This window comes from Daejeonella sp. (assembly GCF_037719425.1).
Taxonomy (GTDB): domain Bacteria; phylum Bacteroidota; class Bacteroidia; order Sphingobacteriales; family Sphingobacteriaceae; genus Daejeonella.
Genome location: NZ_JBBJNI010000083.1, coordinates 1 through 18,055 on the forward strand (window position 1 = coordinate 1; position 18,055 = coordinate 18,055).

The 18,055-nt window shown below is 43.9% G+C and carries 11 protein-coding genes and 1 pseudogene; 9 read left to right on the forward strand and 3 right to left on the reverse strand.

Going from position 1 to position 18,055, the window contains the following annotated elements:
* The first annotated feature begins 270 nt into the window (after positions 1–270).
* Positions 271–1,476 (forward strand): NAD(P)/FAD-dependent oxidoreductase, encoded by a 1,206-nt coding sequence (locus tag WKF69_RS11820; RefSeq protein ID WP_340382135.1) that lies wholly within the window; start codon positions 271–273, stop codon positions 1,474–1,476.
* Positions 1,477–1,498: 22 nt separating this feature from the next.
* Positions 1,499–1,897, forward strand: coding sequence for an META domain-containing protein (locus WKF69_RS11825; RefSeq protein WP_340382136.1), 399 nt, complete (start codon positions 1,499–1,501; stop codon positions 1,895–1,897).
* A gap of 233 nt (positions 1,898–2,130) precedes the next feature.
* On the opposite strand, the gene WKF69_RS11830 is transcribed toward WKF69_RS11825, so the two are convergent.
* Positions 2,131–5,370, reverse strand: a complete 3,240-nt coding sequence (locus WKF69_RS11830; protein ID WP_340382137.1) for an amidohydrolase family protein — start codon at positions 5,368–5,370, stop codon at positions 2,131–2,133.
* Positions 5,371–5,466: 96 nt separating this feature from the next.
* On the opposite strand from WKF69_RS11830, the gene WKF69_RS11835 reads away from it, so the two are divergent.
* From WKF69_RS11835 to WKF69_RS11850, 4 genes are all read left to right on the forward strand, one after another.
* Entirely contained in the window at positions 5,467–7,362 is a 1,896-nt protein-coding gene (locus WKF69_RS11835; protein ID WP_340382138.1) for an ATP-dependent DNA helicase RecQ, read from the forward strand.
* Positions 7,363–7,423: 61 nt separating this feature from the next.
* Positions 7,424–8,143 (forward strand): head GIN domain-containing protein, encoded by a 720-nt coding sequence (locus tag WKF69_RS11840; RefSeq protein ID WP_340382139.1) that lies wholly within the window; start codon positions 7,424–7,426, stop codon positions 8,141–8,143.
* A 278-nt stretch (positions 8,144–8,421) separates the two neighbouring features.
* Positions 8,422–9,732 (forward strand): MFS transporter, encoded by a 1,311-nt coding sequence (locus WKF69_RS11845; protein ID WP_340382140.1) that lies wholly within the window; start codon positions 8,422–8,424, stop codon positions 9,730–9,732.
* Between the two features lie 172 nt (positions 9,733–9,904).
* Positions 9,905–10,633, forward strand: a complete 729-nt coding sequence (locus WKF69_RS11850; RefSeq protein WP_340382141.1) for a (Fe-S)-binding protein — start codon at positions 9,905–9,907, stop codon at positions 10,631–10,633.
* A gap of 91 nt (positions 10,634–10,724) precedes the next feature.
* On the opposite strand, the gene WKF69_RS11855 is transcribed toward WKF69_RS11850, so the two are convergent.
* Both WKF69_RS11855 and WKF69_RS11860 read right to left on the reverse strand, forming a co-directional pair.
* Positions 10,725–11,492 carry a hypothetical protein gene (locus WKF69_RS11855; protein ID WP_340382142.1) on the reverse strand — a complete coding sequence of 256 codons (768 nt, stop codon included), beginning with the start codon at positions 11,490–11,492 and terminating at the stop codon, positions 10,725–10,727.
* 64 nt (positions 11,493–11,556) lie between these two features.
* Positions 11,557–12,567 (reverse strand): LacI family DNA-binding transcriptional regulator, encoded by a 1,011-nt coding sequence (locus WKF69_RS11860; RefSeq protein WP_340382143.1) that lies wholly within the window; start codon positions 12,565–12,567, stop codon positions 11,557–11,559.
* Between the two features lie 173 nt (positions 12,568–12,740).
* Between WKF69_RS11860 and WKF69_RS11865 the strand changes: the two genes are divergently transcribed.
* From WKF69_RS11865 to WKF69_RS11875, 3 genes and pseudogenes are all read left to right on the forward strand, one after another.
* Complete coding sequence (locus WKF69_RS11865; protein WP_340382144.1) at positions 12,741–13,631, forward strand: inositol oxygenase family protein; 891 nt, start codon at positions 12,741–12,743, stop codon at positions 13,629–13,631.
* A gap of 156 nt (positions 13,632–13,787) precedes the next feature.
* The gene (locus WKF69_RS11870; RefSeq protein WP_340382145.1) at positions 13,788–16,802 is read left to right on the forward strand and encodes a TonB-dependent receptor; all 3,015 of its coding nucleotides are present in this window, start codon (positions 13,788–13,790) and stop codon (positions 16,800–16,802) included.
* Positions 16,803–16,921: 119 nt separating this feature from the next.
* Positions 16,922–18,055, forward strand: a pseudogene (locus WKF69_RS11875) (hypothetical protein); the annotation flags it as partial.

An 18,055-nucleotide genomic window follows, 5' to 3' on the forward strand; every position in this document is an offset into this window, starting at 1 on the left:
ATTTCTATTCATCGTTGACCTTGTTTTTTGTCAACCTATGTCAGGACAAGTCAACAGAGTCAGCCTTCGTGTACTCTGTGTTCACTTGGTGTTCTCAGTGTTTAACCTCGCTTACGAAGTATGCGTTTTAGATTTAAATCGACTAATGCACAGTACCATGCTGGAGAAGTGCTATAGTTGTATGCACATTTGTTCATGACTTGCACTTCGCGCTTTACTTTGCGATCTTTGCGGTTAAGTTTCGAACCAGTAAGGCCTAATGTGTATTAAATGAAAAATAACCAGGACTTCGATGCTGTTATAATTGGCGGGGGTGCTTGCGGTCTGATGTGCGCAGTTCAGGCTGGATACCTGGGTAAAAAGGTACTGATACTTGAAAAGAACGATAAAGTAGGCGCAAAGATCCTGATATCAGGCGGCGGCAGGTGTAATTATGCGAATCTGTATGCCACTGAGACGAATTTTATTTCCCAAAACCCGCATTTCTGCAAATCTGCTTTTTCTCAATTCACTGTTCAGGATACAATAAACTTCTTTGAAACCTATGGGATCACGGGGCATGAAAAGACTCTTGGCCAATTGTTCCCAAAGAGCAATAATGCAAAAGACATCGTCAGGATATTCGAAGACCTTTGCTCAGAAATGGGACAGGAGATAATTTGCGGAGCGGAAGTTAAAGGCGTATCGCTTAGCGAATCGGGCGGATTTGTTATTTCCTATGAAAAAAACTCCAGGCTGAAAACCCTTTCTTGCACTAAGGTTGTGGTCACATCAGGGGGTTTGCCTATCCCGAAAATGGGCGCAACAGACTTTGGATTAAAGCTCGCAAAGCAATTCGGCTTAAGGGTAACTCAGACCGCTCCAGCTTTGGTTCCTCTTACCATAACCGGAAAAGATGGTGAATGGTATGCACAGCTTTCTGGAAATTCTATCTTTTGCAGGGTTTCAAATGAGCGAATCAGTTTTGAAGAGAACATCTTATTCACCCACTGGGGAATTAGCGGTCCTGCGATCTTACAGATATCTTCTTACTGGCGGCCGGGCGAGTCGATTCACATCGATCTTCTTCCAAATGGCAATATAAAAGACCTTATCGAAGCGGGCAGGGTTATAAATGGCCGTAAAACCTTGGCGGGATTAATGTCAGAGATCTACACAAAGAGATTTGCAGATGCGCTTTCCAAGTTTCTGCCAGTCACGAAAAACCTGGCATCATTAACTAAAGATGACTTAAGTGAGATAGAAAAAATGATCCACTTTTTTGAAGTCAAACCAGCTGGTGACAAAGGCTATGATAAAGCTGAAGTTATGAGGGGCGGGGTTGACACCGATGAGTTGTCTTCTAAAACTTTAGAGTCAAAGAAAGTCCCGGGTTTATTCTTCGGCGGCGAATGTGTTGATGTAACTGGCTGGTTAGGAGGATATAACTTTCAGTGGGCCTGGTCGAGTGGATATATTATGGCTCAACATTTGTAGAGTCTGGTATAAACTCAATATCATGAAACTATATTTACTTCTATGCCTGGTTAGTCTGGCAGCGTGTAATGCCATACAACCCGCTGCTGATCTCCCTAAACTTGGTGAATCCAATTGGAAGCTGAGCGCTATTGAACAACGGCCTGTTAATTATGGAGACAGGGCTTTTCTAAGGTTCGATGAAAAGGAAAATAAAATCAGTGGAAAGGCAGCCTGCAACTCATTCTTTTCGGATTATGAGATGATAGGCCAAAAGATCAAATTTACTGGGATCGGTTCGACAAAAATGTATTGTGAGGGCATAATGGATGAGGAGAATCAGATCATCACCCAGCTTCAAAAGACCAGCCGTTACGAAGTTAAAGCTGGTATGCTTTACTTATATGCGGGGGATAAACTTGGGCTTACTTTTAAACGATAAACTGCCCGGCTTGACACAGGAACCAAGAACCAGGACATTGGATCCTAACTCAAAGTCTACTCCAGTGAGATACATAAAACATGGAGAGAATTTGCTTGTGGGTTCTGGCATTCGCCAGAATGACATGGCGACGAGGGTGACTAAGTGAGATTCTGGCCTTCGCCAGAGTCTAAATAGATTTTAAAATTTCCCCAAACCCTTCTTGATACTTGATTCCTGATACTCGATTCTTTTTAATCGCACTCCGGATGCGTGAATGTATAAGTTTCTACAATGCCCTGCGGAATAGTAAACCCTTCAGCACGGCTCACTTTCCACCAGAATAAGCCTCTTGGTTTCTCACGGCTTATTGTTTCATTCATGGTTTCAGCGTCATAAACCCGTCCATTGATAATCACATAGCGGATCTTTTCGGTGTTTCTGATATCCTCAAGAGGATTAGCATCCAGGATGATAAGATCGGCAAGCTTTCCTGTTTCCAGAGATCCGATCTCCTTACCCATACCAAGATGCTCGGCTCCGTTTATGGTTGCACTTCTGATAGCTTGCAGGGGGCTCATTCCGCCCTGAGCTAACATCCATAGTTCCCAATGAGCGCCAATGCCCTGGATCTGTCCGTGTGCACCAAGGTTTATCTTTGTTCCGCCATCAGCAAGCTGCTTTGCCACCCTGGAGACATCAATATGTCCGTAATCTGCGAATTCTGAAGTTGACCTTCTTCTGGAACGGGAGTCAATAATATTTCTTGGCGTATAACTAAGGAGGCGTTCGTTCTCCCAGACGTTTGTACGGTCATACCAGAAGTTCTCTCCGGATTGGGAACCAAAACTCACTATTAAGGTAGGAGTGTAGGATGTGCTGCTTTTGTTCCAAAAGGTTTTTACATCCTTGTATACAGGAACGGTAGGGATGTTGTGTTCAACACTTGTATGGCCATCTGCGACTTGAGTCAGGTTATGAAAAAATGTTGAGCCACCTTCCGGCACAACTTCCATTTGCAATTCCCTTGCCGCCTGAATGATCTGCTGTCTTTGATCACGCCTCGGCTGATTGTAAGATTTTACTGAAAACGCTCCCACAGCTTTCATTCTTCTCAGAGCCGATCTCGCATCATCAAGGCTATTTATTACAGTTTTAAAATCGCCATCAGCACCGTATATTATGGTTCCGGTTGAATAAACCCTTGGGCCGACCATTCTGCCGGATTTCAAAATTTCCGACTGACTAAAAACCATCTCAGTATTTGCTGAAGGATCGTGGGAAGTGGTCACACCATAGGCCAGGTTGGCGTAATAACTCCAGTCTTGCTGCGGGGAAACACCATCGCCACTTGCCCGTAAATGACCGTGAACGTCAACGATGCCGGGCATAATGGTTTTTCCGCTGGCGTTGATCAACTTAGCATCAGCAGGAATTGCAACATTGGCACCTATAGCAACAATCTTATTTTTTTCAATGACCAATGTTCCATTCTCAATAACGTCATCGCCTTTCATCGTTATAATCCGGGCGCCTGTTATGGCAATAATGCCATCGGGAAGATCAGATTTTAGTTTTAGTGCGATATCAATTCCTGCAGTATCCACTTTAGCTGCCTTATCGTTTGCAGCTACTAAGAAAGGAAACAGATTTTTAATTTCTCTTGAAAAATACCTCGGGCCTAAGGTCCAGTTCAGCTTTTGCGAATCTTTGCTCCAGTGAATGTATGTTCCCGCATCTTTAGTCACCTTTGTTAGTGGAATAGCTTTATTATTTGCCGAAAGGTCTACTGCACTACCTGTATTCGCAAGAGGGGTGATATACACATTGAACAGCTCTGAAAACGCAATCCATTTACCATCCGGGCTTGGAGTGAATATATTGGCATATTGAGAGGTGAAATGGGTCCGCACACCGCTTCCATTCAAGTCAACACTTTTAAGGGCCTTTTTGCCGGCTTCATTGCTTTGAAACCAGATCCGGGTATCGTCAGAACTGAAAATAGGGCGGATACCGTTGTTTAGTACCAGTTTTGGTTTGCCACCTTCAGAAGGCATGATATACATTCCGGGATTTTTACCGAAAGCATAGCCCAGAACCTCATTCCCAACACCTTTTCTAAAAACAATCTTATCGCCCCGGTTCGAAAACTTAGGACTATAGTAGTACCCCTTGTCGGGGGTTAGTTTAGTTACTACCTGAGATTGAAGGTCTTTTTTATAGATGGACCCTCTTTGCTCGTCACTCCAACTCACGTAAACGATCGATCTGCCATCCGGGCTAAACTCAGGCTCAAACTCAAAATCAGTTCCTGCGCTGATCCTGACTGGAGCACCGTTAGGCAGAACTTTAGTGTAAATGTATCCCGCTGCATTGAAAGCAACCATTTTCCCATCGGGAGAGGTGCTTAGCTGCCGGATCATTTTTACATCAAACTCATCGCGATATACTTTTTGCTCAAAATGAAGAGCTTCTGTTATCGAATGTGTTGCATTGACTTCAAACGGGATATCAGAAACATACTGACTTAAAACTTCAAGATTTTTGATCTTGCCGTGAGCATAAAAAATGATGTTTTTACTGTCCGGAGTCCATGAAAAATTAGGATAAAGCCCGAAGATAGCCCAGGCTTCCTGCTGATCGTGCGACATATCCTCGTATATAGGCCATTCTTCACCCGTTTCCAGATCCTGGAGATATAGCACTGATTTGAGGTGCACCCGCTTCACGAATGCAAGAATCTTCCCATCGGGCGATATCTGAGGCCGTATTGCTCCTCCATTGCCACCTGCTACGGTTTCAAGCTCACCAGTTTCTCTGTTTAACCTTCTGATGTTATAAATTTCACCGTTAGGATCCTTGTTATATTGGAATGTTGGGCCCGGGCTTACATCTTCAGAAAAATACACGTATTTCCCGTCAGGAGATATTTCAGGCTCACCGGCATCCTGCTGATCATTCTTTCGTTTGGTTAGCTGAACCCCGTCGCCGCCGCCAGCAATATGATACATCCACATCTCACCAGCACCCAGAGACCTGCCGCTCGTAAAATGCTTTCTCGCTATCAAATATTGATTATCCGGTGTCCATACAGCGTTGTTCAACAGTCGGAAGGTTTCTTTAGTAACTGTACGTTTTCCTGAGCCATCGGCATTCATCACCCAGATATTATCACCGCCTTCTTTATCGCTTGTATAAGAGACGAACTTTCCATTTGGACTGAACCTGGGCTGAACTTCGGAAGCTAAACCGCCGGCGAGTAAAGTTGCCTTGCCGCCAGTAACCGGCATCTTGTAAATATCTCCCAGCATGTCAAAAACGATCTCTCTACCATCAGGGCTGAGGTCCAGGTTCATCCAGGTGCCTTCATTAGTCTGAAAAGAAAATGATTTCGTAGGTCCGGCTGGTTTTTCAACATTCCATTTCGGGTTTTGCTGGGCAAAAAGTGTATGGCTTAGTATGAAAGTTAAAGCTATAAATAGGTGTTTCTTCATGTATCTCTTAAATTGGATCGCAAAATAACAAATTAGCAAATGAGTAAATGAGTAAATTCGCAAATTTACTAATTCTCAAATTTGCTAATTTACACCATGACCATACATCAGATCCTGCATAAATACTGGAGTTTTGCAAGATTTCGCCCTTTGCAGGAAGAGATTATTCAATCTGTACTGGATGGGCATGATACTTTAGCGTTAATGCCCACTGGTGGAGGCAAGTCTGCCTGCTTCCAGGTTCCAGCCTTACTTAATCCGGGTATCTGCATTGTAGTATCGCCGTTGATAGCTCTGATGAAAGATCAGGTTGAAAATCTCAAAGAAAAAGGCATTAGCGCGATTGCTATAATTTCAGGAATGGGTAAAAGGGAGGTTGATATCGCCCTGGACAATTGTATTTATGGCGATATAAAGTTCCTTTATCTTTCGCCCGAAAGGCTGCTGTCAGATCTTGTGAAAGAAAGGATCAGGCACATGAATGTCAACCTAATTGCCATCGATGAAGCCCATTGCATCTCGCAGTGGGGATATGACTTCCGTCCACCTTATCTGCATATATCCGAGCTGCGCCAGCTCCATCCTAAAGTTCCGGTACTGGCGCTAACGGCAACTGCAACCGAGGGAGTGGCTTTGGACATACAGGAGAAGCTTAAATTCAAGAATGGCAATGTTTTCCGCAAATCATTTGAGAGGAAAAACCTTGGTTATTTGGTCTATAACGAGGAGAATAAGATGCGCAAGCTCTTTTCCATTGCCAAAAACGTCAAGGGAACAGGGATAGTATATGTCAGAAACAGGAGGGAAACGCAGGAAATTGCGCGCCTGCTTAATATGGAAGGCGTTTCAGCTGAATTTTATCACGCGGGCTTAGATAGCGCTGCACGAAGCAAAAAACAGATGTTGTGGAAAACCTCGCAGACGCGAGTGATGGTGGCCACTAATGCCTTTGGGATGGGTATAGATAAAGGCGATGTCCGCTTTGTTGTTCATCTTGACCTGCCGGAGAGCCTGGAAGCTTACTATCAGGAAGCTGGCCGCGCCGGCAGGGACGAGAAGAAAGCATATACAGTTTTGCTTTATAATGATTCTGATAAGACCAGGCTGATCAAGAAGCTCGAACAAAGTTATCCCTCAGTTCATGAGATCAAGCTGGTATATCATCACCTGGGAAACTACTTTCAGCTTGCCTATGGAGCAGGAGAGGGCTTAACGTTGGAAATTGATATCGCTGATTTTTGCAACCGCTTTAAGCTGGACGCTATAAAAACGTTAAATGCCTTAAAGTTCCTGGAACACAACGAATACATCGCGTTGAGCGAGACTGTTTTCTTGCCGTCAAGGGTCCAAATATTGTTAGGGCAGGAGGAAATTTACAGGTTCCAGGTTGAGCAGCCGGCTTTTGATTCGTTTATTAAGATCTTATTACGCTCTTACGGCGGATTATTCGATCAATTTGTTGGTATTAAGGAGAGCGACCTGGCAAAAAGGCTTGGAATAAGCAAAGGAGAAGTTGTCCAGATCCTCCGAAAGCTTCACGCGATGGAAGTTGCCAGCTATATAGAACAAACCGATAAGCCTCACATCACCTTTCTTAAGCAGCGGCTTGATGATCAGCATCTCCAGATCAATGCCCGGTATCTTGCTGACAGGTATGAGATCAACAAAGAGCAGATCAAATCGGTCATTGCATATGCTGAAATCCCTAAATGCCGGAGCCAGCAGTTACTGGCTCATTTCAATGAAACCCATGCCGCCGAGTGTGGAATATGCGATGTCTGCATTGAAAAGAGACGTATAAGTAAGAAGGAATCGATAACTGATGAGATCATAAAAGATGTACTAAATGTTCTGAGTAATAATTCACTGCTTCTGGATAATCTGATGAATTCTGTCAAGTCAGGTAATGACAAGGAGAAGCTGGGTGTGATCAGGGAGCTTCTTGATGCGGGGACGATAAAAGCGAATGGGGAGTATTATTATGTTTCGTAGTATAATTATTATCTTGTGTAACCACGTTTAAATTTTTGCGTCTAAGTAAAAAAAATAGAATATGAACACCTCTACTAAAATTATAGCCGGAGCCCTTTCACTAGGGGCATTCTTCAGCTCATGCAACGGATTTAACTGCATTAACGGTTCCGGGAATCAAATATCGGAAACGAGGGAAGTGGGTTCGTTCACCCGCGTGGAAACGAGCGGATCGATCAAGGTAATTCTAAAACAGGGACCTGCTAATAGTTTGAAGATCACGGCCGATGATAATATCTTAAAGGAAATTGAAACCTATGTCAGAGGAAACAGGCTGATTATCGATCTTGAGGGAAGTTTTTGTGATGCTGGCCCGATAACTGTTTATGTTACATCGAAAGATTACGAAGGCATTGATGCTTCGGGCGCCGTTGAAATTTTAGGTGATGGAAAACTAAACGTCAACGATTTTGAACTCGAACTTAGTGGTTCAAGCAAGGTTGATCTGGATATTAATGCTGCAAATGTAAAAACATCGTCAAGCGGCGCTTCAGAGATATTCCTTAAAGGCCAGGCGGGTTCTCATGAATTAGATTTAAGCGGATCGAGTTCAGTGGATGCTCTTGATTTCGTAGTTGGCAGATACCGGATTGAAAGCTCGGGATCAAGTGATTCCCGTATTAATGTGCTTAATGAATTAGACATCAGCTCGAGCGGCTCCAGCGATGTACAGTACCGCGGAAATCCGACGAAGATAAAAAATGATGAATCAGGGGCTTCGAGTTTAAAGAAGGTTGATTAATTATCTTCATTTTGCTGTATAAAACTTCTTCAAATTAACCACGAAGAACACTAAGGAAAAGTACAAAGCGCACTGAGCTAACTGTAAACTCAGTGCCCTCTGTGGGATCTCAGTGCTCTCCGTGCCTGCCTGGCCGGTAGGCAGGTTTATTTAGTTACTGTAAAGAGGTTCTTCAGTTAAAATACCCTATATCATCTTTTGCGCAAATCCTTTGCGGTCTTTGCGTTTAAGATTAAGAGCATTTTCTTATATTCAGCTCCGAAACTAATTACCTGTAAATGCAAAATAACAAAGCGACGATTAAGGCCTGGGCAATGTTCGACTGGGCAAACTCAGCATATAATCTTGTTATTACCTCTACAATTTTCCCGGCGTATTACACGATAATCACTACTACACCGGAACATGGGGATCAGGTTTCGTTTTTTGGCCGGACATTTACCAATACAGCCTTATCTAATTATGCACTGAGTGTTGCGTACCTGATCATGGCGTTATCGCTGCCGGTACTTTCTTCCATAGCCGATTTTCGTGGTAACAAAAAAGTTTTCATGAAAGTATTCACTTACATAGGTAGCATTGCATGCGCAGGGCTATTCTTTTTTAAACTGGAAACCCTCGAACTGGGAATTATATGTTTTGTGCTTGCTGCGATGGGATATATAGGGGGAGTGATGTTTAACAACTCATACCTCCCTGAAATAGCCAGCGTAGACCAACAGGATAGGGTCAGCGCAAAAGGATTTGCCTATGGGTACGTGGGTAGTGTGATATTGCAGATCATATGTTTTGTATTTGTCTTGAAGCCAGACCTTTTCGGGATAACAGATGGCTCTCTGCCGGCAAGGCTGTCGTTTCTACTGGTAGGTATCTGGTGGATATCTTTTGCACAGATCCCTTTTAAGAAACTGCCAGCGGGCAGCATGAACCATGCTAAGATCGCCAAAAGCAAGGTCAGTAATGGTTTTGAAGAGTTGTTGAAAGTGTGGAAACAAGTCAAAATGATGACCCAGTTGAAGAGATTCCTTTTAGCTTTCTTTTTCTACTCGATGGGTGTTCAAACCATCATGCTGGTAGCAGCAGGTTTTGGAGAAAAGGTCCTTAAGCTGGGAACATCTAAACTGATTGCCATTATCCTTGTCATTCAGATCGTCGCTATTTTAGGCGCTCTGATCATGTCCTATTTTGCTAAAAAGATTGGAAACATCCGCGTTATTATATTTGTGCTAACGATTTGGATAGGAGTTTGCTGCGCGGCTTATTTTGTTCAGAATGAATTCCAGTTCTATATCATTGCTGCGGTTGTCGGCCTGGTAATGGGAGGGATACAATCTATTTCCCGTTCAACGTATTCTAAATTCATCCCTGCCAATACTCCCGATACGGCATCTTTCTTTAGCTTCTACGATGTCACGGAGAAAATCGCTATCGTTATCGGCCTATTTAGTTTTGCTTATATCGAAGAATTCACCGGTAGTATGCGCAATTCGGCTATAAGCCTTGCCGGGTTCTTTATCATTGGCCTGGTCATCCTGCTTTCACTACTATATTTAAAACCAGAAAATCAGCCCCCTATGACTGAGAGCTAGTTTTTTTTTCTGAATTTAGCGCTTTAATAGTATCAAGTATCGAGTATAAGGAATCAAGACTCATGGGGGGTAATTTTATGAGCTTGCCTTTTAAAGCAAAGACGCATTAGCAGATTGACGATACTAGATACTTGATACTTGATACTTGCTACTTTATACTTGCTACTCCTCTATGACAGTTGAACTATTTATCCCATGCTTTATAGACCAGTTATATCCTCAAACAGCCTTCAATACTGTCAAACTACTTGAAAAAGCGGGTTACGAAGTTTCCTACAATCCTGAACAAACGTGCTGCGGCCAGCCTGCTTTCAATGCCGGCTATTGGGAAGAAGCTAAGGTTGTTGGGGGCAAATTCCTGAATGATTTTTCTGAAACAAACTATATAGTATCTCCCTCTGCGTCATGTACTGGCATGGTGAAGAATTATTATAATGATCTGTTTACCAATACAGTAGTTCACAACAAGTGCAGGAATATACAAGGTAATATTCATGAGCTTTCCGACTTTCTGATTAACGTTGCCGGCAAAGATTATTTCGGTGCAGAGTTAGAAGGCCGGGCGGTTTATCATGACTCGTGTGCCGCGCTCAGAGAATGCAAGATCAAAGCTGAGCCCAGGCAACTCCTGAGTAAAGTGCACGGCCTTGACCTTGTCGAGATGAAAGATACTGATGTATGCTGCGGATTCGGAGGAACATTTGCTGTAAAATTCGACGGTATATCAAGCGCCATGGCAGAACAGAAAGTTAATAACGCTCTGGAAATGGAGGCCGATTTTATTATCTCAACGGACGCTTCCTGCCTGATCAATCTTCAGGCGTATATCGATGAACACGGGCTTAAAATTAAGACGATGCATTTGGCGGATGTGCTGGCTAATGGGTGGGGGAACGTTTAGTGAGTTGTACGTTGTAAGTTATAAGTGGTAAGTTGTAAGTCTGACCGGATAGCTTTCAGCGTTTAGTGGCTTATAACCTATAATTTACGACTTAAAACTTCCTTAAAAAAGCCCCCAGCTCGTCAATCTTATCAGTTCCGATCAAATCCACACCTAATTTTTTCTGAATTTTCCAGGAAGTCACATTGTCCGGGGCAGCCCAGAAACGTATGGTCTTGCCGGCTTTATGAACGCTGTCAACCGTGTGTTTCAGTTTTTTTATATCGACCTTAAGGGGTTTGCCTTTACCTTTCCAGGCCGAGTAGCGTGTGAATGAGAGGCTGACTTGTCCGACTCTTTCCCATTGCTCAGGGGTGTGAGAAAGCTTAAGATCATCGTCAAAAAGCATGTATGGGGGGTAGTCTTTATAATCCGATGAAGCGGGCCTTGTGCCGGTGATCAGGATAGTTAGCTGTTTGATAGTTTCCGGCGACGATAAAAATGGCTTTAGCGATGCCAGTTCCTTTAACAGAAGCTCTAAACTTAGTTTGTAGTTATCCTTTATATCAACCAGCAGCTTCATTTTTCTACCGGGATCTGAAGCAAGCTCGCGAGCCAGCGGATCAATGTAGAGTTTCTTTAAGGCGTTTTCGGCGATGATCTCTTTTTTGCTATGGGCGACTAATAGCTTTCCATTCACAGGATATATATCTGCCTCGACAGACGCGAAACCGTTTTTAAATGCTTTGTAAAAAGGCGCAGCGTTCAAATAATCGTTGTGGGAATGAGCGTTCGCTGTGGTGTAGTGTTGGGGCTGGGCAAATGCCACACTGCAAATGAAGAAGAATAATGCGGTCCATTGTACTTTTATGATGGTCATAGCAAGTGAATATTGATCACGAAAGATACAAAATTGTCATATTGCCTTGATGAAGAAGAAGCTTTTAATCCGTTGAGTTCCTTTTTATAAAGCTGGAGGGGATTACCTGGCTTTCCATACTTAAGCTAAAGCTGGTTTTTTCGAGAGATTTAAATAGAAGGGTTGCAGCCATTTGTCCCATCTCAAAGGCTGGCTGGGTTATGGTGCTAAGCGATGGGTTGAGAATAGAAGCAGTTTCAAGGTTTGAGAAGCAAATAAACTTAAGATCACCGGGAATGCTGAGGCCAAGCTCTGCACAAGCCAGGTAAACCGGCGTCGTCAGTTTTTCAACAGTAGCCACGATACCATTCGGGTGATCTTTCCTTTGCAATAATTCCTTTATCAGGGCAGCGTTATGAGCCGCATCATTCGTGCAACTGACGGTGTGTTTTGTATCATATGCGACAACGTGATCATTCAGGGCCTTTTGATAACCTTCAAACCGCCTGTTACTTATCGACAGGCACTTTGAAATCCCAAGAAAGCCAATCTTATCACAGCCCTGCTGTATCAGGTGCTCGGTAGCCTTGTAGCCGCTTTCGAAATCATCGGTTGTTATCTTCGCTGTTTCTATTTCTTCACAAACCCTGTCGAAGAAAACCAGGGGCAGGCCATTAGCCATGAGATCCAGAATATGACCGCTTTCCGATGTCTCTGTTGACACAGACATGATTACCCCGTCAACACGTCCGCCCTGAAATTCCTTAAGAATGTTCTTTTCGTTTTCAAAGCTCTCGTGCGTCAAGCATATCAACACATGATAGCCTTTTTCCTTGGCTACCGATTCAATGCCATTTATCGCAAGCGAAAAGAAGCTGTCAGCTACTTCCGGAATTACAACGCCGATATTCTTGCTTCGCCGACCCCGTAAGCTACTTGCATAAGGATTGGGAACATAATTCAGCCGCCGGGCAGTCTCGAGCACCCTGTTCTTGGTGTCCTCACTGATTTCGTGGCTGTCGTGAAACGCTTTTGAGATTGTTGAGACAGACAAATTCAGCTCCCGCGCAAGATCCTTAATATTGATATTCTTCATAAATAAACCGCCCGTATTCTGTGTTAATGATGCAGCTAGGACATTATACACACTCAACACCCTATATTGGCGAAAACGGTTTCGCAAATAAAGTCAGAGTAATATACAATAGTATCGCATAAAAATTACAAAATTTAGGTTAGCAATTCTTTATAAGATTAAAAATGTTCGCTATGGGTAAGGACCAGAAAAGTTTCACAGAAAAAGAATTAAATCCTTTATCAAGCCTGGATGTCTGGGAAGATGATGTCCTTGAAAGATATCCTGAACCCGATACCATCGCCACAGCGAAGGCAACGGAAGAATACCGTAACTACGATGACCCTGCCAGGGATACTGTAAAGGAGTTCTACAGGTTGAACCATACCCACCAGACCTATGACTTTGTACAGGAAAAGCGCAACAATTTTCTAAGCTTCAATAAAAAGGAAATGCCTGTTTGGGAGGCATTCCAGTTCCTGAACCAACTGGTTGATGACTCAGACCCTGATACTGACCTGGACCAATTCCAGCACTTGCTGCAAACATCCGAAGCAATCAGACGCGATGGGCATCCGGACTGGATGGTCCTTGTTGGTTTGATGCATGATATGGGAAAGACACTTTGCCTGTTCGGAGAACCGCAATGGGCCGTAGTTGGTGACACTTTCCCTGTAGGCTGTGCTTATTCCGATAAAATCGTTTATCCTGAGTTTTTTAAATATAATACTGACTATTCTATTCCTGAATATCAAACCCAATACGGAGTATATAAAAAAGGCTGTGGATTGCGTAATGTAAATATGTCATGGGGACATGATGAGTATGTATATCAAATGCTCAAAGATCACCTTCCTGAAGAAGGTTTATATATGCTCCGCTATCATTCATTCTATGCCTGGCACCGGGAAGGGGAATACGAGTACCTTTTAGATGACCACGACAGAAGTATGTTGAAATGGGTGAAATTATTCAATCCGTACGATCTTTATTCTAAAAATCCCGAACCACCTGACTGGACAAAACTGAGACCTTATTACGAGGAACTGGTTGCCAAATACCTGCCTGCATCTCTTAAATTTTAATTCAGGAATTATATAATGAGATTCACCTTTAACAAGGGGAAGCTGTCCGAGTATGCCTATAATTTAACAATAAGATAATCAACGTTTTGATAAGACTTGCAATTAATTGTTTCTCTTCACCTAAAAGTAATTTCACTAAAAACTAGAACTTTTCTTATGGTAAAAACTTACTATTCAGGCCGTTATGTACACCTCGGCCTGGCACTTCTGGTCGCTGGAAACTGCGCTTTTACACCAGCTCTTGCTGGTTTCAAGCTATCATCAGTCCGAGAAACCAATAGCGCTATCCAGCAGGTGGTGACAGGAACTATCCTCGACGGCCTTGATGGAAAACCTATGATAGGCGCCAGTGTCGCCCTTAAGGGTGGAGGGGCATCTACCAGCACCGACGCCAACGGGGCCTTCAGCCTGCAGGTGCCCAACAATAATTCGATCCTGGTGATTCGGTACGTTGGCTATATCACCCAGGAAATTACCGTAGGCTCCAGATCAAGGATCGAAATTACACTTCAGCCTGCTCAGGCAGAACTAGCACAGGTTGTGGTAGTAGGTTATGGAACTCAGAATAAACGAGACGTTACCGGAGCAATAAAATCTCTTAAGAGCGAAGACTTCAATAAAGGTATTATCAATTCTCCCCAGCAATTACTACAGGGAAAAGTTTCCGGGGTGAACGTAACTGCAACAAGCGGTGAGCCGGGAGCAGCTACGGGTATTACTGTAAGAGGCCCCGGCGGGTTAAGAACAGGCAGCACACCCTTATTTGTAATCGACGGCTTGCCATTGGATAATTCAAGCACAGGCGGAGGCGATCCGCTGAGTTTTATAAACGCACAGGATATTGAATCTATTGATGTGTTAAAGGACGCATCTGCTACAGCAATTTATGGCTCCAGAGGAGCAAACGGGGTAATTATTGTTACGACCAAGAGAGGCAAAGCCGGGGTATCAACTCTCGGATTTGCAAGCAGTGCCGGAATCTCAAAGATTGCAAGGGCTTTACCGGTGTTCAACGCTGCACAGTTTCGCACTGAAGTTCCAAAAGCAGGCGGGGTGCTGGATGATAAAGGAGGAGATACTGACTGGCAGGACGAAATTACGAGACAAGGGCTGACGCAGAACTACAACCTGAACTTAAGCGGGGGTACGGACAAGCTGTCCTACTTTGCTTCATTAGGATCACAAAAAGAGGAGGGGATCATTAAGAAAAACCAAAGGGACAGATCCTCAGCGCGGTTCAATGCTACCCAGAAATTCCTGGAAGACAGGTTAATTGTGGATGTAAACGTTAATGTAGCCAATACAAAAAACAGACGCCCGCCTATCACTAACTTACTGAATGATGCGATTGTTTATAACCCAACATACCCAACCCGGAACTCAACAGGAGCGTTGGCGGCGTATCAGGGAACAAACAATCCGCTTCTTTACCTTGACCTAAATAAGGAGATCACTACCATAAACCGGGTGATCGGTAACATTTCACCATCACTCAGAATCTTAAAAGGTCTGGTTTACAAACTTAATTTCGGTGTTGACAACTCCACGGCGACACGCGATGTGCAAGCTTTGCCGAGTACAGTGCCGGTAATTTTAGGAAGATTGGAAACGTTTTACAATAACAATAAAAACACCCTTATTGAAAATTACCTTACCTGGAACTGGGGTAATACAAAGCATAATGTATCAGCATTGGGAGGACATTCATTTCAGAAGATTTTTGTACAGGGCCGTAACTACAGCGTCAATAAATTCGTAGTTGGGGGTGCCGAACCGATCTATAACCCGGCTGTTGGACAAGAGCTCACTCTCGCAACTAACCTGCCGGGCGGTTTTGCATTTAATAACGAGCTGCAATCCTTTTTCGGACGGGTCACTTACCAGTATAACAGCAAATACCTGCTAACGGCTAATTTCAGAACCGATGGCTCTTCCAAATTTGGGGCAAACAACAAGTACGGATATTTCCCTTCTTTCTCCCTCGGATGGAAACTCTCGGAAGAGAATTTTCTTAAGAATTCATTCTTCAGTAATCTTATGCTGCGTGCAGGTTATGGCATAACCGGTAATCAGGAAATACCGCCAAAGATCACTCAGGCATTATTTAGCTCGAGCATAACAGCTGGGTACCCTTTAAATAGTACATCAACATACCCGGCAGGCGCTATCTATTCAAGGCTAGCCAACCCGGATATACAATGGGAAACATCAAAACAAACCAACGTAGGGCTTGACTTCGGACTATTTAACGGGGCCTTGTCAGGGACAGTGGATGTGTTTAACAAGGTGTCCGATAACATCCTGCTGCAGGTGATCCCAGCTGATCCGGTCCAGCCGGCATCTACCGTATGGACCAATGTAAAGGACATGAATATTACCAATAGGGGTATTGAGTTTGCCCTTAATTACAGTCATACCACTGGCAGCAACTTCACTTATAACATAGGCGGGAATGTCACTCATACTAAAAACAAAGTAGAGAACTCACCGTATTCAATTATTCCTTCCGGCTCCGTGTCGGGTGCAGGTATCACCTCATCCACTATCAATGGCTACCTCAACGGCCAGCCTATCGGAACGTTCTTCTTAAAGGAGTTTACCGGGTTTGATGCAAATGGCATTAGCACATATCGTGACCTGGACGGTGACGGCAACATAACAGATAAGGACCGGATCTCGGCGGGCACAGCGGTTCCTGACGTGCTCTACAGTCTCTTCGGAAGCGTTGCGTTTAAAGGCTTTGATCTTGGTGTAAATATGAATGGCGTATCGGGTAACAAAACATACGACTATACTGCTAACGTGGGCTTCTCTAAATTAAGGCTAGCTAAAAACGTGAATGCGACACCAGAGTCGGTTGCAAATACAAAAGAATCGCTGAATAACGCAGCGATGGTAAGCACGCGCTATCTTAAGGATGGAGCATACCTGCGACTTAATAACGCTTCGCTTGGCTATAGCTTCAATACGAAGAATATGGGTATCCCATGGGCTACAAACCTGCGCCTTTCAGTAACGGGGCAGAACCTGTTTGTCATTACCAAATATGATGGATACGATCCAGAGGTAAATGCCGACAGGGCAATCAACGGAGTATCGTCTTACGGAATAGATTTCTTAAGCTATCCAAGGGCAAAATCAGTAATCTTTGGTCTAAACCTTTCATTTTAATTTATAAACATGAACCATCATGATTTGCCAAGTCCCGCAGGGTTCAAATACTCAAATCATTATAGCCCTGCCTACCGGCAGGCAGGTCATCAGCGTTAAAAAACAAAATTAATAAACAGATGAAAACGAAAATATTAAGCCTGTTTCTGCTTTTTATAAGCCTTACAGTAATGAACAGCTGCTCTAAGCTGGAGGAAAAAATTCTTGACGAATCCTCAACAAGCGGCCTGACCAGTCAGCAGCAAGCGGAAAGTATTACTGTGCCCGCTTACGCCAAGCTCGAGGACATCTTCACGCATACCAATTACTTTTCACTGCAGGAGATCTCCACGGATGAAGCGATCCTGCCCTTCAGGGGCGGTACGGATTGGGGAGATAACGGTATCTATCAACAACTTCACAAACATGAGAATATCAGCTCGGATGTGAATGTAAAAAACACCTGGGATCATATATTGATTGGATTGTCCAGGTCAGTAACCGCTATAAACGCACTGCCTTCTAATCCGGATCCAAGCGCTAAACTATTTCTTGCCGAAGCAAGAGGTATGAGGGCTTATTATTCTATGCTAACTCTCGATCTGTTCGGATTGATCTTCGTTAAGGAAGACGTGAAAGACTTATCAAAAATCCTGCGCGGGGAGGAAGCAATTGCATACATCAAATCGGAGCTGCTCGCCATTGAACCGGTACTTGATAATACCACCGGGCCGGGCCGCCTGACCAAGGCTGGAGTGTGGGGGTTACTTGCACGTCTTTATCTGCAGTCAGCAGTTTTCCGGGATGTTTATGCCACTGGATACACATTTAAGACCGAGGATATGGACAAGGTTATCGAGTATAGCGATAAGATCATCAGTTCGGGCCAATTTGCGCTGGCTGCTGACTATTTCTCCATCTTTAATGATAATAACCACACGAACAAAGAACTGATTTTCGCCGTTGATCAGCGCTTTAACCTGACCGGGCACAACCGTTTGGCGTATTTTTCCCTCTCCGGCGACCAGTTTCCAATTCCAGCCTATACCGGTGCGAATGGAACGGACGGTCCTGGTATTACACCAGATTTTTACCGCACATGGGTGAATGCAAACCTTCCGCTTGATCCGGCAGTTGCTGATCCGCGTTTCCACAGACAGAACCTGGAAATCTACACCAATCCCGCAGCAGAATGCGTGGATGCTGCAGTATTTAATGTAAACAGGGGAATACTTAGAGGCCAGCAATACGGCCTGCTGAGAGTAAACGGAGCA

What these genes read in the sequence shown, in the direction of transcription:
- WKF69_RS11820 (WP_340382135.1), top strand. Translation starts at nt 271, where the DNA reads ATGAAAAATAACCAGGACTTCGATGCTGTTATAATTGGCGGGGGTGCT.
- WKF69_RS11825 (WP_340382136.1), top strand. Translation starts at nt 1,499, where the DNA reads ATGAAACTATATTTACTTCTATGCCTGGTTAGTCTGGCAGCGTGTAAT.
- WKF69_RS11830 (WP_340382137.1), bottom strand. Translation starts at nt 5,370, where the DNA reads ATGAAGAAACACCTATTTATAGCTTTAACTTTCATACTAAGCCATACA.
- WKF69_RS11835 (WP_340382138.1), top strand. Translation starts at nt 5,467, where the DNA reads ATGACCATACATCAGATCCTGCATAAATACTGGAGTTTTGCAAGATTT.
- WKF69_RS11840 (WP_340382139.1), top strand. Translation starts at nt 7,424, where the DNA reads ATGAACACCTCTACTAAAATTATAGCCGGAGCCCTTTCACTAGGGGCA.
- WKF69_RS11845 (WP_340382140.1), top strand. Translation starts at nt 8,422, where the DNA reads ATGCAAAATAACAAAGCGACGATTAAGGCCTGGGCAATGTTCGACTGG.
- WKF69_RS11850 (WP_340382141.1), top strand. Translation starts at nt 9,905, where the DNA reads ATGACAGTTGAACTATTTATCCCATGCTTTATAGACCAGTTATATCCT.
- WKF69_RS11855 (WP_340382142.1), bottom strand. Translation starts at nt 11,492, where the DNA reads ATGACCATCATAAAAGTACAATGGACCGCATTATTCTTCTTCATTTGC.
- WKF69_RS11860 (WP_340382143.1), bottom strand. Translation starts at nt 12,567, where the DNA reads ATGAAGAATATCAATATTAAGGATCTTGCGCGGGAGCTGAATTTGTCT.
- WKF69_RS11865 (WP_340382144.1), top strand. Translation starts at nt 12,741, where the DNA reads ATGGGTAAGGACCAGAAAAGTTTCACAGAAAAAGAATTAAATCCTTTA.
- WKF69_RS11870 (WP_340382145.1), top strand. Translation starts at nt 13,788, where the DNA reads ATGGTAAAAACTTACTATTCAGGCCGTTATGTACACCTCGGCCTGGCA.